This window comes from Lentzea cavernae (genome assembly GCF_014653695.1).
In the GTDB taxonomy this organism is placed as follows: domain Bacteria; phylum Actinomycetota; class Actinomycetes; order Mycobacteriales; family Pseudonocardiaceae; genus Lentzea; species Lentzea cavernae.
In genome coordinates, this window is record NZ_BNAR01000011.1 from 175,626 (window position 1) to 198,290 (window position 22,665).

A 22,665-nucleotide genomic window follows, 5' to 3' on the forward strand; every position below is an offset into this window, starting at 1 on the left:
GGCCCGGTGCAGGGGTGGGCCGTGTGCATGGCGACGCTAATCGGGAGAACCTTGGCGGAAACCCTACGAAAGAAGGAAAAACATCAGCTTTCCCATACTCCGGGAACAACAATCACGTCGGCTTCGACCGCAATGTCCAGCGTTGGCCCGGTTCCGAAAGCGACGAATGCGACCGCGGCCCCACTGGCGGCCAATTCGCACGCGCCCTCGTGGCGGACTTCCGTGCCCGCGCGCAGGAGCGGACCGACCGCGTCGATCGCCTCGGGCGTCCCGATCACGAACGCCGCGCGCCGGATCTCCTCCTCCGCACGGGGTGTGCGCTGCTCGGCCGAGCCCGGACCGAGGCCGACCAGGGCGAGCCTGCCGCGCGGCAGCACCCGTGCCGCGGCCACGGTCACGTTGTCCCGCTTGAACTTCTCGGCCGCCAGCTCGATCGGGCCGCCGTGGCCGATGCTCCGCGCGCCGCGCAACGCGGCCGCCTCCGCGACGCTCGCGGTGCCCAGCGAGTTGCGCACCACCGAGCTCGGGTTCGGCACGCCGATCTCGGCGAGCTCCTCCGTCGGGAACGTCAGCAGCTCGGCGGTGTCCCCGTGCCAGAAACCCCAGTCCTCCACGGCGTCCACGATGCCGGGCTCGTCCGCTTTGACGTCCGCCGTCGCGAACGCCTTGATGGCACGGAGGTCCAGGCCGCCCTGAGCGTCCAGTTCCGACAGCGCGGCACCGACGCTCGTGGCCGACGCACCGCGCGTGGAACCGACTCCGACGACGAGCGTGCGCGGCACGATCCGCAGCACGCGGTCCTTCGTCGCAGCGGCCCGGTCGTCGACGACGATCACCCACGTGGCGTCCTCGCCGCCCGCCACGACGTTCGGCGGCAGCGCGGGCAGCGGGAAGTTCAACGGGTTGCGCAGCACGACCTTCTCGCCCGCCTCGATGGCGGCGGTGCAGGCCTCGACGTCGCCGTCCGCGGTCGCGTCCAGCTGCTCGACCAGCTCGTCCAGCAACGAGTCGATGGACGGGCCGCTGGTCACCACGGCCGTGCGGTTCAGCACGTCGGCGACGTGCTGGGCGAACGCGTCCGCGGCACCGGCCAGCGCGACGACGAAGTGCTGGTCCACGCACACCACGGCGGGGTCGGATCGCCTGTCGCGCAACAGGGGCGCGATCAGCCGGACCGCGGAGGCCGCGTCCAGGAACAGCACGACCGCGCCGAGGCGGGGCCACAGGCCGCGGACGGCGGGCTTGACGGGACCGTCGGGGACGACCGCGTCGGCACCGAGGAGACCCGCCAGGTCCGCGGCGTCCCCGCGCTGAGCGGGTCCGGCGAAGACACCGATCACTTCTTGCTTCCCCACAACACCGTCACCGGGACCGCCGGCGCGAAGCCCGAATCCAGCAGGCGCGAGGCGGTCCAATGGACGCCCTCGACCTCGTACCCCGCGGCCTGCAACGCATCGCGCGCGGGCACGATCTCGTCCACGCTCTCCGTCGCCACCACGACGCGCTTGGCCGACACGGCCGCCGAGGCCTTGACGGCGCCGAGCTCACCCCGGCCGACGAACACCGCGTCCGGGCGCGGCAGTGAAGGCGCGTCCAGCTCCGACTCCTCGACGCGGACATCGACACCGTGCGCGGACGCGTTCGCGATGATCCGCACGCACTGCACGGGATCGGGCTCGACCGCGATCACCGCGGCACCCAGCCGCGCGCACTCGACGCCGACCGCGCCGGAGCCCGCGAGCACGTCCCACACCAGCACGCCGGGACGCGGCGCGAGGCGGGCCAGCACGAACGCGCGCACCTCGGCGCCGAGCACGTGCGTGCGGCTCGCGAAGGCGTCGTCCGGCAGCGCCCAGCCGTCGTTGGAGCGGAGGAACTCGTTGTCCGCCAGGCACAGCACGGCGTCCGGCGCGGTCCAGCGGCGGGTCACCGCGTCTCGCGGGTCCACAGTGGTCAGTTCGCCCGAGTCCTGCACGACCAGCGTGCGGCGCCAGCCCGCGAGGCCCGCGCCGACCTCGGCGGGGCCGATGCCGCCGGCCAGCTTCACGACCACGGCGGAGTGGGCTCGGCACACGTTCAGCGCGGGGCGCAGGCCGTCCGCCGCGTCGACGACCTCGACGGGGCGGCCCGCTGCCTCCAGCAGCTTCTCGAGCGACATCAGTTCGCGGACCGCTTGGGCTTGCGGACCGGCTTCTTCCTCGAGGACGTCGAGGCGTTGACCGTCGGGGGCTTCGGCATCTCAGCGGCGACGACCGTCAGCTTCGGCTTCGGGGCCTGCTCCTCGGCGGGCCTGCGCACCGACTGCTGTATTTCCTCGACCGCCGTCCACGCCGGGTTCGGCTCGGCGACCGGAGCGGTGGCGGGAGCCGGAACGGCTGCCGGGATCGGCTCGTCGGCCCGCGCCGGGATCGGCTCGTCCACGCGGGCCGCAACGGGCTCGTCCACGCGGGTCGCGATGCGGGAAGCAGCACGGCGTGACCAGCGCGAGGGACGGGCCGCGCGCAACGGCTCGTCGACCGACGTCGTCGCAGAGCCCGACACACGGCGCGTGGGCGCCTTCACCGCGGCACCGACGAGGAACAGCGTCGGGCGGTAGAGCTTGTGCTTCTTCACCACCGACTCCAGCTCGCCGACGGTGGTGTGCACGACGACCTCGTCGGCCTGGCTCACCTTGTACGCGACGACGACCGGCGTGGCCTCGGAGTACCCGCCCTCCAGCAGCTTCTCCACGAACTGGCCGGTGCGCGCGCCCGAGACCGTCGCGGCCATCGTGGTCTGCAGCGCGGCGAACTCGCTGACGCGCTCGCTGCTCTCCGGCGAGAGCAGCACCGTGGACGACGCCTCGGTCTGCGTGAGCTCGCGGCCGATCCTGGCGGCCGCGGCGGCGACGACGGACACGCCCGGCACGACCTCGACCTCGAGGCCGAGGCGCACGCACAGGTCGTGCTGCTCCTGGACGCCGCCACCGGTCGCGGCGTCGCCCGTGTGCAGGCGCACGACGACCTGGCGCGACGCGGCGGCGCGGCGGTACAGGTCGGTGATCTCCTCGGGCGTGACGCGGGAGAAGTCGACCAGCTCGGCGTCGGCGCGGGCGTGCTCGCGGACGCACTCGGCGTCCACCGCGCTCGGGGCCCAGATCACGACGTCGGCTTCCGCGATGCGGCGCGCGCCTCGGAGGGTGATGAGGTCGGCGGCACCGGGACCGGCGCCGACGAAGGTGACCCGACCGGTCGTCGTCACGACAGCTCCACAGGGGGTTTCGGGGGAGAGAGGCTCAGGCGAAGACCGTACCGTCTGCCACTCCTGCCACGAACGGGTGGCAGGCCCGCACGAAACGGGCTATGGCCTCCGGATCACCCGCCGGGTGCGTGTGGAGGTACGACGCGTGCACGCCGCCGACCACGAAACCCTCGGCGACAGGCCGTGAGTCGACGCCTCGCCAGTGCCACGCGGGCGGGGTCGAGTGCGGTGTGGACAGCTGGGTCCGGTGGAACTCGTGGCCGGTCACGCGGCTGCCGGGCGGGTGCAGCGGTGAGCTCGCGGACGCCACCGCGTCCCGGTAGCCCAGGGTCAGCTTCGGGGTCATGAACCCCTCGGCGTCGAGCACGCCGCACATCGGGTGCCCGTCGAGCGATCTCGCGAGGTACAGCAACCCTCCGCACTCGGCGTGCACCGGCGCACCCGAACGAGCGAACCGCGCCACCGCCTCGCGCAACTTCGTGTTGCCGGACAGCGCTTCCGCGTGCTGCTCCGGGAATCCGCCGGGCAGGACGAGTCCCGAGGTGCCCTCGGGGAGGTCCTCGTCGTGGAGCGGGTCGACGACGGCCACGGCCGCGCCCGCCGCCTTGAGCACCTCCACGTGCTCGGCGTAACCGAACGTGAACGCCGCTCCCCCGGCGACGGCGACCACCGGTTCGTCCCCGACGGCCTCGACCTGGGGTTCCCACGCGGCGACCGCCATCGAGGGCACCGACCTGGCGAGCCTGCGCACCGCGTCGAGGTCGACGTGCTTGGCCACCGCGGCGGCGATCGCGTCGACCGCGGACACGGCCTCCGGACCGTGCTCGGCGGCCGTCACGAGCCCCAGGTGCCGTGAGGGCAGGGAGAACTGCGGATCGCGGGGCAGCACCCCGAGCACGTCGAGGCCGACCTCGTCGCACGCCGACCGCAGCACCTGCTCGTGCCGTTCCGAACCGACCTGGTTGAGGATCACGCCGCCGAGCCGGACCGTCGGGTCGTAGCCGCGGAAGCCGTGCAGCAGCGCGGCGAGCGACCGGCTCTGCCCGCGTGCGTCCACGACGAACACCACGGGTGCGTTGATCAGCTTGGCGACGTGCGCGGTCGAGCCGATGCCCGCGGTGTCCACGCGGCCGTCGAACAGGCCCATCACGCCCTCGACCACGGCGATGTCGCAGCCCTTGGAGCCGTGCGCGAACAGGCCGGGGACGCGGTGCTCGCCGACCATGACCGGGTCGAGGTTGCGCCCCGGCCTGTCCGTGGCCAGCGAGTGGTAGCCGGGGTCGATGTAGTCGGGTCCCACCTTGAACGGCGCGACCCGCGACCCGGCCCGGCGCAGCGCGGCCATCAGTCCCGTCGCGACGGTGGTCTTGCCGCTGCCCGAGGCCGGGGCGGCGACGACCAGCCTGTTCACCACTCGATCCCCCGCTGGCCCTTCTGCCCGGCGTCCATCGGGTGCTTGACCTTGGTCATCTCCACCACGAGGTCGGCGGCGTCGGCCAGCTTCTGCGGCGCGTACCGGCCGGTGATCACGACGTGCTGGTGACCGGGCCGGTTCGTCAGCACGTCGACCACCTCGTCGACGTCGATCCAGCCCCAGTGCAGCGGGTAGGTGAACTCGTCGAGCACGTAGAAGCCGTGGCGTTCGGACCGGATGCGGCGGGCGATCTCCGCCCAGCCCTCCCGCGCGGCCGAGGCGTGGTCGTCCTCGGTGCCCTGCTTGCGGGTCCAGGACCAGCCCTCGCCCATCTTGTGCCACTCGACCGCGCCGCCCTCGCCGGTCTCGTCGTGCAGCCGGCCGAGCGCCTTGAACGCCGACTCCTCGCCGACCTTCCACTTGGCGGACTTCACGAACTGGAACACGCCGATGTCCCAGCCCTGGTTCCAGCCGCGCAGCGCCATGCCGAACGCCGACGTCGACTTCCCCTTCATCTCACCGGTGTGCAGCATCAGCAACGGCCGGTTGCGGCGCTGGCGGGTGGTCAGGCCGTCCTTCGGCACCTCGGTGGGTTGTCCTTGAGGCATCGGGGTCTCCTTACGCGGCCCGGACGACGCCGGCGAGGTGGTCGGCACTGAGCTGGTCGAGCCTGACGCAGGTGCCCTGCAACGCCTCGGCGATCTTCTGGGCGAGGCCGAGCCGGACGTGGCCCTGCTCGCAGTCCACGACGACCACCGCGGTCTTCTCGAGCAGTCCGGCGGCCTTCAGCGCGTCCTTGGTCGGGTCGCCGCCGAGCCCGGACGACGTCGCGCGGCCGTCGGTCAGCAGCACCACGAGCGGGCGCTTCTGCGGGTCGCGCATCCGTTCGATCTCCAGCACGCGGTGGGCCTTCAGCAGACCGTCCGCGAGCGGGGTCCGGCCTCCGGTGCGCATCTTCTTGAGCCGGGTGGCGGCCGCGTCGACGGAGGTCGTCGGGGGCAGGGCCACCTCGGCCTGGTTACCGCGGAACGTCACCACACCGACCTTGTCCCTGCGCTGGTAGGCGTCGCGCAGCAACGAGATCACCGCGCCGCTGACGGCCGACATGCGCTTCTGCGCCGCCATCGAGCCCGAGGCGTCGACGACGAACAGGACGAGGTTCGACTCCTTGCCCTCCCTGACCGCCCTGCGCAGGTCGGCGGCGGTGAGGAGCAGTCCGGGACCGCTGCGGCCCCGCGCGGCCTGGTGCGGTGCGGCGTTCATGAGCGTGTCGACGAGGTGCAGGCCACTGCCGTCCACTGTGGACGAACGGACGACCCGGCCGGTGCGGGCGCGGGCCCGGGAACGCTTGCCGGGCGCGCCTTCACCGACTCCGGGGACCTCCAGCAGCCGCGCCTTGAACGCCGGGGACGGTTCCGGTGCCGGGCGGTCCGCGGGCGCGTTCCCGTTGCCCTGGTTCGGGTTCTCCTGCGGTTCGGGCAGCTCGCCGCCGCCGGGGCCGTCGTCGTCAGGGCCCTCGTCCGGTGGCTCCTCCGCGTGCTCGGCCGCCTGGCGCATGGCGTCCTCGAGCTGCTGCTCCTCGATGCCGGGCTCGTCGAACGGGTCGCGGCGGCGCCGGTGCGGCAGGGCGAGCCTGACCGCCGTCTCGACGTCGGTCTCCTCGACCTCGGTCGCGCCCCGCCAGGCCGCGTGGGCGGTGGCGGCGCGGGCGACGACGAGGTCCGCGCGCATGCCGTCGACCTCGAAGGCCGCGCAGACGGCGGCGATCCGGCGCAGCTCACCGTCCGGAAGGGACACCAGGGGCAGTTTGCGCTGGGCGTCCGCGATCTGCTGCCGGAGCTTCGCGTCCTCGTCCTCCCACTTCGCCGCGAACGTCACGGGGTCGGCCTCGTAGGCGAGCCGGCGCCGGATGACCTCGGTGCGGACGCCCACATCCCGCGCCGCCTTCACCGCCACGGTCAGGCCGAACCGGTCGAGCAGCTGCGGGCGGAGCTCGCCCTCCTCGGGGTTCATGGTGCCGACCAGCAGGAACTGCGACGGGTGCGAGACCGAGACGCCCTCGCGCTCGACGTGCGCGCGTCCCATGGCGGCGGCGTCGAGCAGCAGGTCGACCAGGTGGTCGTGCAGCAGGTTGACCTCGTCGACGTAGAGCACGCCGCGGTGCGCCGCGGCCAGCAGACCGGGCTGGAACGCCCGCACGCCCTCGGTCAGCGCCTTCTCCAGGTCGAGCGACCCGACCAGGCGGTCCTCGGTGGCGCCGACGGGCAGTTCGACGAGCTTGGCCGGGCGCCGCTCGACACCCTCGTGCGGTGCGTCGGGGCAGTCCGCCGAACCGGGCGCGCAGCCGAAGCGGCAGCCCTTCGACACGTCCAGCTCGGGGAGCAGCGCGGCGAGGGCGCGCACGACGGTCGACTTCGCGGTGCCCTTCTCGCCTCGGACGAGAACGCCGCCGATGCCGGGGTGCACGGCGTTGAGCAGCAGGGCAAGACGGAGGTCGTCATGGCCGACGACAGCCGAAAACGGGAACATGCTCGGCGAAGTCCTTCCTCGGGTGTCCACGCCCGCGGTCGGTGATCAAGAGGGGGACGAGTTCCTGACTCCCGGTCTCTCCAGGACCGGTCACAGTCGCGGGACGGCGCCGGATTCGCACCGGCTTCCTCGCGCTCCCCTCACAGCCCCGGCATCGTCGCACTTCGCACAGCCGGGTGTAACAGCCAGGTGAGCGACGTCGCCCTAGATCAGGCTCCGGAACTCCGCCCAAGCCTCCGCGACCTCGTCCGCCGTCCACTCCAGCGCAGGTTCGGCGATCGTGATCTCGGTCTTGGCGAGCGTGCCGTCGCGCCAGAACCCGCCGAGGAACTTCCCGCTCACCTCCTTGAGGTGCGCGGGATCACCGGGCAGGTGCAGGGCGAACTGGTGGGTGTGCGGTTCGGGCAGGTCCATGGCGGCCGCAACGACCTTGGCGTGCTCGACGTACGTGCCGAGCTTCGGCAGCACGGTGTCCAGGCCGTGCAGCGCGGACAGTGCCGCCGGCCACTGCTGGAACAGCATGCCGCCGTAGCGATGCCGCCAGACGCGTGCCTGGTCGACGAAGTCCTGCGTGCCGGCGAGCGCCGCGCCGGAGATGCCCTCGAGGGACTTGTAGAACGACACGTAGACCGAGTCGAACAGCCCCGCGATCTCGGCCAGGGGCTTGCCCAGGCCGTGCGTGCTCTCCCACAGCCGGGCGCCGTCGAGGTGCACGACCGCGTCCCGTTCGCGTGCCAGGTCCACCATCGAGGTCAGCTCGTCCCAGGTGGGCAGCACGAAGCCCGCCTCGCGGTCCGGCACCTCCAGCAGCAGCGTGCCGAACGGTTCGGGGCACGAGCCGATGTCCGCGTTGCGCACCTTGATCGGTCGTAGACCCGACAGCACGGTCAGCGCGTCGTCCTCGTGGTGCAGCGGGTGGGCCTGCGGGTGCATCGCGACGATCGGGTTGTGCGTGCGGTCGGCCCAGCACTTCAGCGCGATCTGCTGCGCCATCGTCCCCGTCGGCACGAACAGCGCGGCCTCGGTGCCCAGCAGCTCCGCCACCCGCGTCTCCAGCGCCCCCACCGGGCCGCCGTCGCCGTAGCGGTCGGGGTCGACGTCCGGCACCGGGCCGAGCATCTCCAGCAGGGTCTTCTCGCGGACTCCGGAAAGCTGACGGTTCAACACCCCAGCATCAAACCTCAGCTCAGCGGCTCACGGCCACCGACTTCGGCGCGCGGAACGACAGCAAGTTCAACCACTCCGGCTCCTGGCCGAGGAGGTGCAACGACGGCTCGTGCTCCGCCACCGTTCGCAACGTCACAGCGGCCTCGAGGCGAGCCAGTCCGGCACCGAGGCAGAAGTGGCGGCCGTAGCCGAACGCCAGGTGCCGCGAGTCGGTTTCCTCACCGCTCAACAACAACACGAGCTCCGCACCGGCGGGAACGCGCACACCGGACAACACGACCTCACGCGCGGTCAGCCGCCGCCACGTCACCACGGGCGTGTCGGTCCGGAGCACGTCCTCCACGAACGACTCCGCCACGCCGGGCTCCGCCAGCCGGGCCCACAACGCGCGGTCCTGCAACGCACGGCGCAACGCCGCGGACAGCAACTGGGTCGTCGTCTCCTGGCCCGCGATCAGCAGGAAGTAGCAGAGACCCGCGGAGTCCTCCGCGGACACACCAGCGTCGGCCAGCGCGCAGAACAGCTCCCCGTCCCGCGCGTGGTAGCGCTTGACCAGCCACTGGTGGAAGTCGCCGACGTCGTCGACCAGCTCCATCTGCCGTTCGCGGGTGATGTCGCCCCAGAAGAACTCGAGCGAGCCGGAGCTCCAGCGCTTCAGCGTCGGGATGTCGACGTTGGGCAGCCCCAGGAGCTCCACCAGCACGACCGCCGGCAGGTCCCACGCCAGGTCGCGCACGAGATCCCCGCCACCCAGCCGTTCCGCGACGAGCGACCGGATGCGAGGCTCGGCGGCGGCGACGCGGGCCGGCGTGAAGAACGAGGCCACGAGCCGCCGCAGACCGGCGTGCGACGAGGACCCGTTGTTCGCCAAGGTCGGCGGCAGTGAGAACCGGGCGCGCACCAAGGCCCTCAGGGCGGCGGGCGCGACGGGTGTCACGGCGGTCAGGGCGTTGTCGGGCAGGTAGGTGACCGGATCGGCCAGCACGGCGCGCACGTCGTCGTGGCCGGACACCACCCAGCGACCGCCGGCGAACTGCACCGGCGAGGTGAGTTCGGCGCGCGTGAAGGTGAACAGGTCCACGATCGGCACGCTAGCGGGCGGATGGGAGACTCGGTCGGTGACCGTGAGCACAACTGAGGCGATTTCCACTGGTGGTGAGTCGACGCTCGACTGGATCGACGTCCGCTCCGAAGCACGGGCCAAGGCCGGTCTGAGCCGGCGTCTGAGGCCGCGCACCGCCGGCTCCACGGACCTCGACCTCGCGAGCAACGACTACCTCGGCCTCGCCAAGGACAAGCGCGTCGCGGGTGCCGCGGCCGCCGCCACGCTGAAGTGGGGTGCGGGCTCGACCGGATCGCGACTGGTCACGGGCTCGACCGAGCTGCACGCCGAACTGGAGTTCGAGCTCGCGAACTTCTGCGGCTCGCAGTCGGCGCTGGTGTTCAGCAGCGGGTACATGGCGAACCTCGCCGCGGTCACCGCGCTGACGGGCCCCGGCACGGCGATCGTGGCGGACCAGCACATCCACGCGTCGCTGATCGACGGCACGCGCCTGTCGAAGGCCGACGTCGTCGTCGCGGACCACTGCGACGTCGGCAAGGTCCGGCACGCCCTGGAGACCCGCGGCAAGCGGCGCGCGATCGTCGTCACGGACTCGGTGTTCAGCGTCGACGGCGACATCGCCCCGCTGAAGGAACTGCACGAGGTCTGCCGTGCGAACGACGCCGCGCTGGTCGTGGACGACGCGCACGGGCTCGGCGTCGTCGGGCCCGGTGGCAGGGGCGCCGTGGCCGAGGCGGGCCTCATCAGGGCGTCGGACGTGATCACCACGCTGACGCTGAGCAAGTCGCTGGGCGCGCAGGGCGGTGCCGTCCTCGGCCCGAGCCGGGTGATCAAGCACCTGATCGACACCGCGCGGCCGTTCATCTTCGACACCGGTCTCGCGCCGAGCAGCGCGGCGGCCGCCCTCGCGGCGATCAAGATCCTGCGCGAGGAGCCGGACCGCCCCGAACGGGCGCTGACCGTCGCGCACGACCTGAGCCACCGCCTGAAGGAGGCCGGTTTCCAGGTCAGCACGCCGACCGCGGCCGTGGTGAGCGTCCGGGCGCCGGGCCCGGAGCAGGCGTTCCAATGGGCCGAGGCCTGCCGGGCCGCCGGTGTGGTCGTCGGCTGCTTCCGGCCGCCGTCGGTGCCGGACCAGATCAGCAGGCTGCGGCTCACCGCGCGCGCCGATCTGACCGAGGCCGACGTCGAGCGCGCGGTGCGCGTGATCAGGGAGAGCGCCGCATCCGCAGGTGTGGGATCCCGTCGTCCATGAACTCGTCCCCCTCGGGCACGAACCCGAACGACGCGTAGAAGTCGGCGACGTACGTCTGCGCGTCGAGCACCGACGGCGCGCTGCCGATGTCCACGAGCGCGGCCTGCATGAGCCGGCGGCTGTACCCGCGGCCGCGGGCCATGCGCGCGGTGACGACGCGGCCGACGCGGAACGTCCCGTCCGCCTCCTCGAGCAGCCGCAGGTAGGCGAGCGGGTCGTGCGACCCCTCGGCCTCCAGCCAGAAGTGCCGTGTCCCCTGCTCCAGGTCACGGCCGTCCACGTCGGCGTAGATGCAGTTCTGCTCCACGACGAAGACGTCCTGGCGCAGCCGCAGGATCGAGTAGAGCTGGGCGGGGCTCAGGTCGAGCCCCCACTGGCGGCGCAGGGTGGCGGGAAACTGTGTGGTTCGCACCTGACCGTGGATATCAGAAGCCCAGCGTCTGCCGGTAGTTCGCGAGCCGGGTGTAGACGCCGGGTTCGTCCGCCCGAGCGCAGCCCCGGCCGAACGACACGACGCCCGCGAGCCGTCCGCGCACCACGAGCGGCCCGCCCGAGTCGCCCGTGCAGGCGTCCCGGCCGCCCCGCCCGGCGCACAGCATCGCGCCCGGCCGGTAGTCGGGTTCCTTCAGCTGGCACTCCTGGTCGGACAGGACCGGCACCGTCACCTTGCGCAGCGTCATGGCGGGCGGGGTGTTCTCGGCGGTGCGGCCCCAGCCGAGCACCACGCCGTCGGGGCCGGGATCGCCGAGCCCGATCGTCCGGTACGGCACCGGGCGCGCGAGCGTGAGCACCGCCACGTCGTCGCCCTTGGTGACCTCGACGTACTCGGGGTGCCGCCACACGCTCGCGACCGCCTCCTCGAGGCCCTCGCCCTTCTCGCGCAGGTCCGTGCGGCCCGCGACCACGCGCAACTGCTCGGCGGGACGCTGGTTCTTGCCGAGCACGCCCTTGAGCGTCACGCAGTGCGCGGCCGTCATGACCTTGTCCGGCGCGACGAGCGCGCCTCCGCAGATGAGCTGACCGTCCGTGGTGGTGATCGCCACAACCCACGGGGTGTCCGCCACCCGCGCGGGTGTCCCCCCGACGATCGCATCAGCGGTCGACGCACCGTTCACCAGCGCGATCACCGCCACCAGCACGGCAAGCCGCTTACCCCTCACGGACCACTCCTCGTTGCACCAGGTGGACGATCGGTCACCAACGGTAGCGATCGCGCTAGGACGGCGTCAAAACCGGAGATTCTCGTGCTAACGTCCCATCAGGCCGGAGATTTTGCGGTCTGTGTCATAGATCACGGGGGTATGTACGGTGTTGTTCGACTTCGGCCAGGTTCCGGCCTTCCTCATCGCGTGCGCGGTCGTCATCGTGACCCCCGGCGTGGACGCGTTCCTGCTCCTGCGCACGTCACTGCGTTCCGGCACCCGCGCCGGGCTGCTCGCGCTGGGCGGCATCCACACGGCCGCGGCACTCCAGGTCGCGTTGGTCATCTCGGGTCTCGGAGTGGTGCTCGCGCAGTACCCGGTGGTGCTCACGGCGCTGCGCTGGATCGGCGCCGGCTACCTGCTCTACCTGGCGATTTCCATCACGCGCGGCCTGATCAGGCGCACCGGCGGAGAGCCGGAGGAGGTCATGAGCGCGCGGCCGTTCCGGCAGGGCTTCCTGACCAACATCACGAACCCGAAGATGATCCTGTTCTCGCTGGCGTTCCTGCCGCAGTTCATCGGATCGGGTGAACCGGCACCGCAGCTCGCGATGCTCGCGGTCGTGTTCCTCGGACTCGCGGCGATCTGGGAGCTGATGATCGTGCTGGCGGCGTCGCGGGTGGCCGGGCGGCTCAAGCGGCCGGGCGTGACGACGGCTCTCGACGCGGTGTGCGCGACCGTCTTCGTGACGATGTCCGTGGGGCTCGTGCTCTAACTCAGGTACGTCGCGACCCGCGTGTAGACGCCCGGCGTGTCCGGGCGAGCGCAGCCGACGCCCCACGACACGATGCCCGCCAACCGGCCGTCGATGACGTACGGGCCACCCGAGTCGTCGACGCACGAGTCGATGCCGCCGCCGGGGTAGCCCGCGCAGAACATGGCTTCGGCGTCGAACCGCGGGTGGATCGCGGCACACCGCTCGTCCGGCACGATCGGGACGTAGGCCTTGTGCAGCAAGGGACTCTTGTCCGCGTCGTGCTCGGCCTGCCGCCCCCAGCCGTACACGGTCCCGACGCTGCCGCCCATGTACGCGGTGGGCGCGGCGACCGGCAACGGCCGGTACGGCATCGGCTCGGCGAGCGTCAGCACGGCGATGTCCTTGCCGCGCGAGGGCGTCGAGTAGCCGGCGGCCACCTCGTACGAGGAGACGGCGGAGGTGGAGCCGTCGCCGGTGCGCAGGTCGAGCCGCCCACCGACGACGGTGATCGAGCCGGGAGCGCGGCCGCGAACGCAGTGCGCCGCCGTGACCACCTGCCCGGGACCGAGGAGCGCGCCGCCGCAGAACTGGCCGCCCGACGACGTCGTCAGCGCCACCACCCACGGCGCCTCGCCGGTGTCGTCCACGACCTCACCGCCGACGATCCGGGGAGCCGCGTGAGCCGGGGTCACCGTGATCACGAGCAGAGCCAGAACCGCCGTCAGCAGTCGCACGGACCACAACTACCCAGTGGCCTACGGCTCCACAACTCCAGGCGGCGTGGCGTCCACGACCGGGTGAAGGTCCTTGGCGTAACGGGAGATCCGGACGTACACGCCCGGCTTGTTCCTGCGGGCACAGCCCTCGCCCCACGACGTGACGCCGACGAGCTTGCCGTCCACCACGACCGGACCGCCCGAGTCGCCCTGGCAGGTGTCGATCTTGCCGCCCTCGTAGCCGGCGCAGAACATGTCGGCCTTCTTGAAGTGCGGGTAGGTCTGGACGCAGAAGTCGTCCGCCAGCACCGGCACGGTGGCCCCCATCAGGTAGCGGGAGGTCTTGCCGTTCTCGGAGGTGCGGCCCCAGCCGTACGCGCGCAGCTGCGAGCCGGGCTCGTAGAGCGCCTGGTCGGTCAGCTCGGCGAGCGGCAGCGGCGTGTACGGCAGCGCCCTCCTGAGCGTCAGCACCGCGACGTCCTCGCCCTGGTCGGCCGAGACGTACCTCTTGTGGATCCAGATGTCGGTGACGGTGGCCACCACCCCGGCCTGGCGGTCCTGCTTGTCCTCGCGGCCCGCCACGACCTGCACCTCCCGCAGCGAACGGCCCTCCGCGCAGTGGGCGGCGGTGAGGACCTTCTGCGGCGCGACGATCGTGCCGCCGCAGAACTGGGTGCCGCGGTCGTCGACCAGGTAGACGACCCACGGGCTGGCTTCGATGGACGCCCGCTCGCCGCCGACGATGCGCTCGTCGGCGGCGGCGGTGCCCGTGGTGGCGAGCAGAGCGGCGAGAACCAGCACCAGGAGTCGTCTCATGACTCCAGATGGTAGCTACTCCGCTGAGCCGTTCGGAGCAACCTTGCTCCACAACTTCCCGGCCGCGCCCATGACCGTCTCGCCGATGTCGTTGATCGTCTTGATCAGCGGGTCGGCGGAGTTGCTCATGGACTCCTTGTACGACCGGGCGGCGCCCTTGATGTCGTCGGTGAGGTTGTTCGTCGGCCGGTCGTCCTCGCGGCGCGCGTACGTGCCGGTCAGGATCTCGCGGTACTCCTCGCTGGCCGACCAGCGCTGCAGCTCGGCGGCCCGCACCACGACCAGGGGGTGCGTGCGGTGCTCGGTGTGCAGCAGCTTGAGGAGGCTGTCGCGGATGTCTTCGACCTCCTCGTACTCCTTGGCCTGGGCGAGGAACGACGCGATGTCGACCTGTCCGCCCAGGTCGCCCGCGAGCGCGAGGTGCGTGCGCAGCGCGGCCTGCGGGTCCTGGCAGGCCAGCAGGCCGGCCCGGTCGCAGGAGAGCTCGGTCTTGCGCTGCCACTCTCGCAGCGCCGCGATGACCGCGCGCATCGCGATGGCGCCCGCGGGCACCCACGCGAAGGACGTGGTCAGGTCGATCAGCCGGCGCAGCAGCGTGTTGTACAGCGCGTGGCCCGACATCGCGTGGCCCATCTCGTGGCCGATCAGGAAGCGCAGCGACTCGTTGTCGAGCAGGTCGACCGAACCGGTGCTGATCACGATGAACGGCTTGTCGATGCCGTAGGTGTAGGCGTACGCCTGCGAGTTGCGCTCGACGAAGAGCTCGGGCACCTCGGCGAGGTCGAACGTCGCCGCCACCTCGTTGCGGATGCGGTCGAGCTGCGGGTACTGCTTGGGACCCACCCGGACGGAGGACGCGACCTGAAGCAGGCGCTCCCCGCGTTCGGTGAAGGCTCCGGCGACCGCCTTGAGGATCGGTGCCACGGCGGGCACCGCCCTCAGCACCGCAAGGGCGCCTCGGTCGGCAGGATGCTCATAGGCGCGTGGGCTGATGCCCGGGAACCGCACCCTCGATGACTGCTCAATATCCCCCGTCACACCATCCAGGTTAGACACGATCCGGACAAGGGTGCACGGAATCGGCGCGAGACCGTTGCAAACTTGCCCGGTGAGCAGCGACGAAGACACCACAGTTCTGCCGTTGCGCGGCGGGGCCTCAGCCACCCTGGTCCGCCGCAGGGCCGCGGCCAACGACCGGGGCGCCATCCTCTACGTGCACGGTTTCGCGGACTACTTCTTCCAGGAGCACGTGGCCGAGCACTACACCGCCCAGGGCTACGACTTCTACGCCGTCGACCTGCGCGGATACGGCCGCTCGCTGCGCGACGGCGAGGTGCCGAACTACACGACGGACATGGCCGTGTACTTCGAGGAGATCGACGCGGCGATCGCCGTCATCCGTGAAGAGCACTCGCGTGTGGTGCTCATGGGGCACTCGACGGGCGGGCTCACCACGTCGTTGTGGGCGCACGAAAGGCGTTCCAGCGACTTGATCGATGCATTGGTGCTCAACAGCCCGTGGCTCGACGTCGTCGAGCCGCCGGTCGTGCGCCAGATCGTGAAGGTGCTCGGCGGGCTGGTGCCGAAGGTGAAGATCCGCCCGAACCTCGGTGACGCGTACGGGTCGGCGATCCACAACTCGCGCAACGGCGAGTGGGACTTCGACCTGAAGTGGAAGCCGCTCGCGGGCTTCCCGGTGCTCGCCGGGTGGATCCGCGCGGTGCTCATCGCCCAGGAGAAGGTCCACAAGGGACTCGACGTGCGGGTGCCGGTGCTCGTGCTGCACTCCGACAAGAGCATGTTGAACGCCAAGGCCTGGAGCGAGGACGTGTCCAGGGCGGACGCCGTCCTCGACGTCGAGGGCATGCGCAAGTGGGGCCCGAAGCTCGGCACCTCGGTCAAGGTCGTGGAGATCAAGGCGGGCATGCACGACCTGTTCCTGTCGCCGGAGCCGGTGCGCGCGGCGGCGCTCGCCGAGGTCGACGAGTTCCTGAAAACGGCTTGACCTCCTCGTAGGTCGAGGTTCGAGACTGGTCGTCATGAACATCGACTTCAACGCCTGGTACGCGCTCGAGAGCGCCATGCAGGACGAGAAGAGCCGTCGCGTGAGCCGGGCGACGTTGAAGCGTGTCGCCCGGTTCGCCCACCCGCAGCGCCGTGCCGTGTACGCGCTTCTCGCCACCAGTTCGGTCGCGGCCGTGCTCGCGGTGGCCTCCCCCGTGCTGGCCGGACGGGTCGTCGACACCATCTTCGCCGGCCGCGACTTCGGGCTCGTGCTGTGGCTCGCGCTGGCGATCGCGGGCGTGGCGGTGCTGGAGGCCGGGTTCTCGCTGGCCGAGCGCTGGCAGTCGTCGCGGGTCGGCGAGGACCTGATCCTGCGGCTGCGCCAGGCCGTGTTCGACCACGTCCAGCGGATGCCGATCGCGTTCTTCACCCGCACGCGCACCGGTGCGCTGGTGTCGCGGCTGAACAACGACGTGATCGCGGCCCAGCGGGCGTTCTCCGAGACGATCTCCGGCGTCGTCACGAACGTGATCGCCCTGATGCTGACGCTGATCGTGATGCTGACGCTGTCGTGGCAGGTCACGGTGCTCGCGCTGGTGTTGCTGCCGATCTTCCTCATCCCCGCGCGGCGGATGGGCAAGCGCTTGGCGTCGATGCACCGCGAGGCCTCGAACCTCGACTCGGCGATGACCACGCAGATGACCGAGCGGTTCTCCGCCCCCGGCGCCACGTTGATCAAGCTGTTCGGCCGGCCGTCGCTCGAGAGCGCGGAGTTCGGCTCCCGGGCCCGGCGGGTGCGCGACATCGGCGTGCGGACCGCGGTGGCGCAGTGGCTGTTCCTGGTGGCGCTGACCCTGGTGTCCTCGCTGGCGCTGGCGCTGGTCTACGGGCTGGGCGGGTGGTTCGTCTTCGCCGGGCAGATGGCGCCGGGCACGATCGTGACGCTCGCGCTGCTGCTGACGCGCCTCTACGCGCCGTTGACGGCGTTGGCCGGCGCACGGGTGGACGTGATGACGGCGCTGGTGTCGTTCGAGCGGGTCTTCGAGGTGCTGGACCTGCCGCCGCTGATCAAGGAGAAGGAGTCCCCGGTCTCCGTGCCGGACGGGCCGGTGCGCGTCGAGTTCGCGGACGTGCAGTTCGCCTACCCGTCCGCGGACAAGGTCTCGCTCGCCTCGCTGGAGGAGGTGGCGTCGCTCGACACGCGGGGCGGCGAGGAGATCCTCGGCGGGGTGTCGTTCGTCGCCGAACCCGGTTCGCTGATCGCGCTGGTCGGCGCGTCGGGTGCGGGCAAGTCGACGATCGCCTCGTTGCTGCCCCGCTTGTACGACGTCGACTCCGGGGCGGTCCGGCTGTCCGGTGTGGACGTTCGCGACCTGTCGTTCGACTCGATCCGCGACACCGTGGGCATGGTGACGCAGGACGGTCACCTGTTCCACGAGTCGATCGGCGCGAACCTGCGGCTGGCGGCTCCTGACGCGACCGACGAGGAGATCTGGGACGCGCTGACCCGCGCCCGGCTGGCGGACCTGGTGTCGTCGTTGCCTGACCAGCTCGACACCGTCGTCGGCGAGCGCGGTTACCGCCTGTCCGGCGGTGAGCGGCAGCGGCTGACCATCGCGCGGCTGCTGCTGGCCAAGCCGCGCGTGGTGATCCTGGACGAGGCGACCGCGCACCTCGACTCGCGCTCGGAGGCCGCCGTGCAGGAGGCGCTGGTCGAGGCCCTGGCAGGCCGGACGTCCCTGGTGATCGCGCACCGGCTGTCGACCATCCGGGCGGCGGACCAGATCCTGGTCGTGGATCGTGGCCGGATCGTCGAACGTGGTACGCATGAGGCGTTGCTGGCCCTGGAAGGCCACTACGCCAAGTTGTACCGCACGCAGTTCAGCGAAGAGCCGATCGGAGCGCCGTGACCATCCCCTCGCCCGACAACCTCTACCCGTTGCCGGACTACGCGCGCACGGTGCTTTTGAGGCCGTTGGTGAAGAACCCGCAGATCGAGATCGGCGAGTACACCTACTACGACGACCCGTTGCACGCCACGGAGTTCGAGCAGCGCAACGTCCTCTACAACTACGGCACCGAGAAGCTGGTCATCGGCCGCTACTGCGCGCTGGCGGAAGGCGTGCGGTTCATCATGTCCGGCGCCAACCACAGCATGGCGGGCGTGTCGACGTTCCCGTTCACGATCTTCGGCGGCGTGTGGGGCGAGAAGACGCTCGACATCGCGCTGGGAGCGCCTTCGCGGGGTGACACGGTGGTGGGCAACGACGTCTGGATCGGCTACAACGCCCTGATCATGCCGGGCGTGCGGATCGGCAACGGGGCGATCATCGCCGCCGGGTCCGTGGTGGTGTCGGACGTGCCCGCGTACGGGATCGTCGGGGGCAACCCGGCGAAGCTGCTGAAGACGCGGTACAGCGAGGCGGACGTCGCACTGCTGGAACGGATCGCGTGGTGGGACTGGCCGGTGGAGAAGGTGACCGAGCACGTCCGCGTGATCATGTCCGGCACGCCGGCCGAACTCGCCGCGATCGCGGGCTGAGGCACGGGCGGAGATCGATTCGGCGGCGTCCGGGTGAACTCCACTTCACGCACGGCGAAGATCGCGCGACCATGAGCACATGGAGTACGACCGCTACTGCGACCTGACCATGCGGGGTGGCACGACCAGCGGTGTCGTGTACCCGCTCGCGGTCGCCTCGCTGGCCCGCCACTACGAGTTCAAGCAGATCGGTGGCGCGTCGGCGGGAGCGATCGCCGCGGGGTTCACGGCGGCGGCCGAACGCGGTCGTGCGACGGGTGGCTTCGACAAGCTGGCCGGGCTGATCGACTGGTTCACCTCCGGGTCCGGCGCGGAGCAGTGGCGGATGGCGCAGCTTTTCCAGCCCGCGGAGAAGACGCGGGCGCTGTACCGGATCGTCGTCGCGTCCATGCAGAAGCGCTCCACGACCGGCCGCAGTGCGATCTCGTGCCTGTTCTTCGCGTTGCTGGGCGCGGTCGGGTGGCGGGCGAAGTCGGTGCTGGCGCTGATGGCGTCGCTGTGGCTGGGCGGGCCGGTGCTGTACTCGGCGGGCCTCGCGCCCTCGGCCTACCCGGGCTGGCTCGCGGTCGTGGTCACCGCGGTGGCGCTGGCGTGCCTGGCGATCGTGCTGTGGCCGTTGCGGTCGAGCCTGCCCTGGCCCGTCTGGGTCTTCACCTTCGTCCCGCTGGTGCTCGGGCTGGCGTTCTCCCACCACTACGCCACGGCGGCCATCGTGCTGCTCGTGTGGCTGGTGCTGTCGCTCGCGGCGGTCAGCGCGCTGATCGTCACCTACGGGTATGCGATGCAACGGTTCCTGAAGGACAACGCCCGGTCCATCCACTTCGGACTCGTTCCGGGCACCGGCGATTTCACTCCGTCGTGGCTCGACCGGCTGGCGGGCGTGCCGAAGTCGACGGGTGTGCCGCCGCTGGCCGACTGGATCGCCGACCGGCTCGACGACATCGCGGGCACGTCGGAGGCGCTGACGTTCGGGGACCTGGGCGACATCAACCTCGTGCTGATGACGACCGACGTGTCGGAGGGGCGGCCGTACCGGTTGCCGTTCAAGGAGGAGTGGCAGTACTGCGACGAGTGCCTGGGCCACGTGCTGCCGGGCCGGGTCGTGGAGCAGCTGAACGGCCCCGAGACCACGGTGAAGTGCCCGCTGCACGAGCACATGCCGTTGCGCACGCTGCCGCCCCGCGACCAGCTGCCCGTCGTGCTCGCCGTGCGGATGTCGCTGTCGTTCCCCGGCCTGATCGCCGCCGTGCCGCTCTGCCGCGACGGGCGCGTGCACTGGTTCTCCGACGGCGGCATCACCAGCAACTTCCCGATCCACTTCTTCGACTCGCTGCTGCCGCGCTGGCCCACGTTCGGCCTGAGCCTGCAGCCCTACCCGAACGGCGACACCGCCGAGGTGTGGCTGCCGGAACAGGACGCGTCCGCCTCCGGCACGCCCTACGCGTCCCTGAACTCGATGCCGCGCTTCCTGGTGTCCATCCTGAACACGTTCCTGGACTGGCGCGACACCATGCAGTCCGCGCTCCCCGGCTACCGGGGCCGCATCGCGCACGTCCGGCAGTCCGACGACGAGGGCGGCTCGAACCTGTTCATGCCGCCCGCCACGATCAGGCGGCTGGCACTGCGCGGCCAGCACGCCGGCGACCTCCTGCGCGAACGCTTCGCACAGCAGCAGAACACCGACCGCTACCGCTGGATCCGCCTGCGCATGGCGCTGCGCGAGTACCAGGAGCTCGGCGTGCAGGCCGCCGAGCGCGACGCGCTGTACGACGAGGTGCTCGCGCGGTTCGAGATCCCCGCCGAGCTGCACGGATGGTTCCGCACTCCGCCTGCCGACGGTGACCCGTTCCGGGAGGAGATCGAGGTCGCGCTGGACCACGTCGGGCGGTTGAAGGACGGCGGTCCGTTCGACGGGGTGCCGCCGGTGGACCCGGATTTGCGGCTGACACCACCCGAGTAGGCGCGCTAACCTGGTCCCGTGACGCGATTTAGCCACCCCCGACCTGCGTGGGTGGCGCGCGCCTAGAACCTTCCCGTTGGTCGGGGGACTCCGCACCCACCAGACCAGAGGAACGGGAAACCCCATGTACCGCACCGAAGAACTCGTGCACGCCCTGAACGTCCGCGACCTCACCGATCCCGCGCAGGGCCCACACGCGATGCAGCTCCTCATAGCCGATCTCACATCAGCTCTGCACAACCCGCAGGAAGTCCGCCACCACCCGCTCGTGCCGGTGGAGCACAACTACGAGCACCTGGGTTACGCACCGGACGCGATCACCCGGGACGCGCGCTACACCAGGTACGTCAGCGAGACGTGCATGCTGCGCAGCCACACCTCGGCGATGATCCCGCCCGCCCTCAGGCAGGTCACGCCGGACGTCACGCTCGTCTGCCCCGGCCTGGTCTACCGCCGTGACACGGTCGACCGGCTGCACACCGGCACGCCGCACCAGCTGGACGTCTGGCGGATCAGCGAGAACGAGGAACCGCTCGACGACCTCGTCCACCGGGTCATCACGACCCTGTTGCCCGGCAAGCGTTATCGCACCGCCGACGCCGAGCACCCGTACACCACGCACGGCAAGCAGGTCGACGTCGAGCACGACGGGCAGTGGGTCGAGGTCGCCGAGTGCGGGAGGGCGGCGCGGCACGTGCTCAAGCACCACCCGCACGGTCTCGCGATGGGTCTCGGGCTCGACCGGGTCCTGATGCTGCGCAAGGGAATCCCGGACATCCGCCTGCTGCGCAACGAGGACCCGCGCATCGCGGGGCAGATGCTGGACCTGACCGGGTACCGGCCGATCTCCCGGCACCCGGCCGCGATCAGGGACATCTCGATCATGGCGGACGCCGGCGACGACGCCGAGACCCTGGGCGATCGGATCCGCGCGCTCGTGCCGGAGGACGTGGTCGAGGAGATCGAGATCCTCAGCGAGACGCGGTCGGAGCAGTTGCCCGAGCACGTCCGAAAGAGGCTGGAAGCGTTGCCGGGTCAGAAGAACGTGCTCATTCGCGTGACGATGAGGGCGCCGGAGCGCACCCTCACCGACCGCGAGACCAACGAGATCAGGGACAGGCTGCTTCAGGGTTTGCGGGCCACGGCGCCGTAGATGCCCACGTGGGCCTCGTCGAAGGAGTCCGGGCGCCAGTCGTTGACCGCGACGACGCCCGGCTCCAGCATCTCCATGCCGTCGAAGAACTTCGTCACCTCGGCGTGGGTGCGCATCTTGAGCTTGTTGTCCGAGCTGCTGTAGATCTTGGCGATCTGCTCGGCCTCGGCGCGTTCCTCGTCGTTGAGGGTGTCCCAGGTGGCGTGGGTGATGGCCAGGTAGGAACCGGGGGGCAGGGCGTCCATGTACTCGGCGACGGCCTCGTACGGGCTGTCGGTGTCCTGGATGAAGTGCAGCGCCGCGATGATCAGCACGCCCACGGGGCGGGAGAAGTCGAGCGTCTCGCGGGCGCCGGCGAGGACCGCGGAGGTGGCGCGCAGGTCGGCGAGGATCGCGTTCGCGCCGGGGTTGTCGGCCAGCAGGGCGTTGCTGTGCGAGACGGCGACGGGTTCGAAGTCGACGTAGACGACGCGTGCGTCCGGGTTGTCGTGCTGGGCGATCTCGTGGACGTTGCCCACGGTCGGGATGCCGGAGCCGAGGTCGAGGAACTGGTCGACGCCCTGTTCCATCAGGTGGCGGACGACCCTGCGCAGGAACGAGCGGTTCGCCTGGGCGCTCTGGGCGACGCCGGGGAAGATCTGTTCGACCTGCTTGGCGGCGGCGCGGTCGGCTTCGAAGTTGTGCGAGCCACCGAGGTAGTAGTCGTACATCCGCGCCACGCTCGGGCGCGTGACGTCGACCGTGGACGGGACCCACTTCAGCTCTTCCATCACGTGCGCATCCTCCGTCGTCGCCGCACGGGTGTCCACCGCCACACAACCGAACCAGGCCGGATCCGGCCACGTGTGGGGGAACATGCCGCCTCGCACCGATGAACGCCACGAGAGGTTCCGCCTTCTGAGGGAAC

21 protein-coding genes and 1 riboswitch are annotated in these 22,665 nt (G+C 71.0%); of the genes, 7 read left to right on the forward strand and 14 right to left on the reverse strand.

From position 1 onward, the window contains the following. Positions 1–83 precede the first annotated feature (83 nt). The 8 genes from IE307_RS31300 to IE307_RS31340 all read right to left on the reverse strand — a co-directional run bounded on the left by IE307_RS31300 (position 84) and on the right by IE307_RS31340 (position 9,431). On the reverse strand, positions 84–1,355 hold the full coding sequence (locus IE307_RS31300) for a cobalamin biosynthesis protein (protein ID WP_229905240.1): 1,272 nt from the start codon (positions 1,353–1,355) through the stop codon (positions 84–86). Then, on the reverse strand, positions 1,337–2,158 hold the full coding sequence (locus IE307_RS31305) for a hypothetical protein (protein ID WP_191302984.1): 822 nt from the start codon (positions 2,156–2,158) through the stop codon (positions 1,337–1,339). The genes IE307_RS31300 and IE307_RS31305 overlap by 19 nt, the downstream gene beginning before the upstream one ends. Beyond that, positions 2,158–3,240: a cobalt-precorrin-4/precorrin-4 C(11)-methyltransferase gene (locus tag IE307_RS31315; protein WP_229905241.1), complete on the reverse strand. Its 1,083-nt coding sequence runs from the start codon at positions 3,238–3,240 to the stop codon at positions 2,158–2,160. Before IE307_RS31315 ends, IE307_RS31305 begins: the two co-directional genes overlap by 1 nt. Positions 3,241–3,274: 34 nt before the next feature. After that, positions 3,275–4,654 carry a cobyrinic acid a,c-diamide synthase CobB gene (locus tag IE307_RS31320; protein ID WP_268250430.1) on the reverse strand — a complete coding sequence of 460 codons (1,380 nt, stop codon included), beginning with the start codon at positions 4,652–4,654 and terminating at the stop codon, positions 3,275–3,277. Next, positions 4,648–5,262 carry a cob(I)yrinic acid a,c-diamide adenosyltransferase gene (gene cobO, locus IE307_RS31325; RefSeq protein ID WP_191302987.1) on the reverse strand — a complete coding sequence of 205 codons (615 nt, stop codon included), beginning with the start codon at positions 5,260–5,262 and terminating at the stop codon, positions 4,648–4,650. The genes IE307_RS31320 and cobO overlap by 7 nt, the downstream gene beginning before the upstream one ends. Before the next feature lie 10 nt (positions 5,263–5,272). Continuing rightward, a complete protein-coding gene (locus IE307_RS31330) occupies positions 5,273–7,183 on the reverse strand; it encodes a putative cobaltochelatase (RefSeq protein ID WP_191302988.1) in 1,911 nt (636 codons plus the stop codon). A gap of 38 nt (positions 7,184–7,221) precedes the next feature. Continuing rightward, positions 7,222–7,349, reverse strand: a riboswitch (cobalamin riboswitch). A gap of 38 nt (positions 7,350–7,387) precedes the next feature. After that, positions 7,388–8,347, reverse strand: coding sequence for a threonine aldolase family protein (locus IE307_RS31335; RefSeq protein WP_229905242.1), 960 nt, complete (start codon positions 8,345–8,347; stop codon positions 7,388–7,390). 22 nt (positions 8,348–8,369) lie between these two features. After that, positions 8,370–9,431 carry a cytochrome P450 family protein gene (locus tag IE307_RS31340; protein ID WP_229905243.1) on the reverse strand — a complete coding sequence of 354 codons (1,062 nt, stop codon included), beginning with the start codon at positions 9,429–9,431 and terminating at the stop codon, positions 8,370–8,372. Between the two features lie 43 nt (positions 9,432–9,474). Between IE307_RS31340 and IE307_RS31345 the strand changes: the two genes are divergently transcribed. After that, the gene (locus tag IE307_RS31345) at positions 9,475–10,668 is read left to right on the forward strand and encodes an 8-amino-7-oxononanoate synthase (RefSeq protein ID WP_229905244.1); all 1,194 of its coding nucleotides are present in this window, start codon (positions 9,475–9,477) and stop codon (positions 10,666–10,668) included. Here the strand turns inward: IE307_RS31345 and IE307_RS31350 are convergent. Then, positions 10,622–11,080, reverse strand: coding sequence for a GNAT family N-acetyltransferase (locus IE307_RS31350; protein ID WP_191302989.1), 459 nt, complete (start codon positions 11,078–11,080; stop codon positions 10,622–10,624). The two genes, IE307_RS31345 and IE307_RS31350, sit on opposite strands and share 47 nt — an antisense overlap. Before the next feature lie 13 nt (positions 11,081–11,093). Next, entirely contained in the window at positions 11,094–11,828 is a 735-nt protein-coding gene (locus IE307_RS31355; protein WP_191302990.1) for a serine protease, read from the reverse strand. A 148-nt stretch (positions 11,829–11,976) separates the two neighbouring features. Between IE307_RS31355 and IE307_RS31360 the strand changes: the two genes are divergently transcribed. Then, the gene (locus IE307_RS31360) at positions 11,977–12,585 is read left to right on the forward strand and encodes a LysE family translocator (RefSeq protein ID WP_191302991.1); all 609 of its coding nucleotides are present in this window, start codon (positions 11,977–11,979) and stop codon (positions 12,583–12,585) included. On the opposite strand, the gene IE307_RS31365 is transcribed toward IE307_RS31360, so the two are convergent. The 3 genes from IE307_RS31365 to IE307_RS31375 are packed head-to-tail and all read right to left on the reverse strand — an operon-like array spanning position 12,582 to position 15,137. After that, on the reverse strand, positions 12,582–13,301 hold the full coding sequence (locus tag IE307_RS31365; RefSeq protein WP_229905245.1) for a S1 family peptidase: 720 nt from the start codon (positions 13,299–13,301) through the stop codon (positions 12,582–12,584). The genes IE307_RS31360 and IE307_RS31365 overlap by 4 nt on opposite strands. Before the next feature lie 21 nt (positions 13,302–13,322). Further along, a complete protein-coding gene (locus IE307_RS31370) occupies positions 13,323–14,099 on the reverse strand; it encodes a S1 family peptidase (RefSeq protein WP_191302992.1) in 777 nt (258 codons plus the stop codon). Positions 14,100–14,114: 15 nt separating this feature from the next. Further along, the gene (locus IE307_RS31375; RefSeq protein ID WP_191302993.1) at positions 14,115–15,137 is read right to left on the reverse strand and encodes a M48 family metallopeptidase; all 1,023 of its coding nucleotides are present in this window, start codon (positions 15,135–15,137) and stop codon (positions 14,115–14,117) included. A gap of 70 nt (positions 15,138–15,207) precedes the next feature. Here IE307_RS31375 and IE307_RS31380 point away from each other — a divergent pair, with 70 nt between their 5' ends. The 5 genes from IE307_RS31380 (at position 15,208) to srmL (ending at position 21,758) form a co-directional block, all read left to right on the forward strand. Further along, positions 15,208–16,104: an alpha/beta hydrolase gene (locus tag IE307_RS31380; protein ID WP_229905246.1), complete on the forward strand. Its 897-nt coding sequence runs from the start codon at positions 15,208–15,210 to the stop codon at positions 16,102–16,104. A 34-nt stretch (positions 16,105–16,138) separates the two neighbouring features. Next, positions 16,139–18,013, forward strand: a complete 1,875-nt coding sequence (locus IE307_RS31385) for an ABC transporter ATP-binding protein (protein ID WP_191302995.1) — start codon at positions 16,139–16,141, stop codon at positions 18,011–18,013. Then, on the forward strand, positions 18,010–18,645 hold the full coding sequence (locus IE307_RS31390; protein WP_191302996.1) for a CatB-related O-acetyltransferase: 636 nt from the start codon (positions 18,010–18,012) through the stop codon (positions 18,643–18,645). The genes IE307_RS31385 and IE307_RS31390 overlap by 4 nt, the downstream gene beginning before the upstream one ends. Before the next feature lie 79 nt (positions 18,646–18,724). Next, the gene (locus tag IE307_RS31395; RefSeq protein WP_191302997.1) at positions 18,725–20,605 is read left to right on the forward strand and encodes a patatin-like phospholipase domain-containing protein; all 1,881 of its coding nucleotides are present in this window, start codon (positions 18,725–18,727) and stop codon (positions 20,603–20,605) included. Positions 20,606–20,729: 124 nt separating this feature from the next. Continuing rightward, entirely contained in the window at positions 20,730–21,758 is a 1,029-nt protein-coding gene (srmL, locus tag IE307_RS31400; RefSeq protein ID WP_191302998.1) for a PheS-related mystery ligase SrmL, read from the forward strand. On the opposite strand, the gene IE307_RS31405 is transcribed toward srmL, so the two are convergent. Beyond that, entirely contained in the window at positions 21,731–22,615 is an 885-nt protein-coding gene (locus IE307_RS31405) for an SAM-dependent methyltransferase (protein ID WP_229905247.1), read from the reverse strand. The genes srmL and IE307_RS31405 overlap by 28 nt on opposite strands. Between the last annotated feature and the right edge of the window lie 50 nt (positions 22,616–22,665).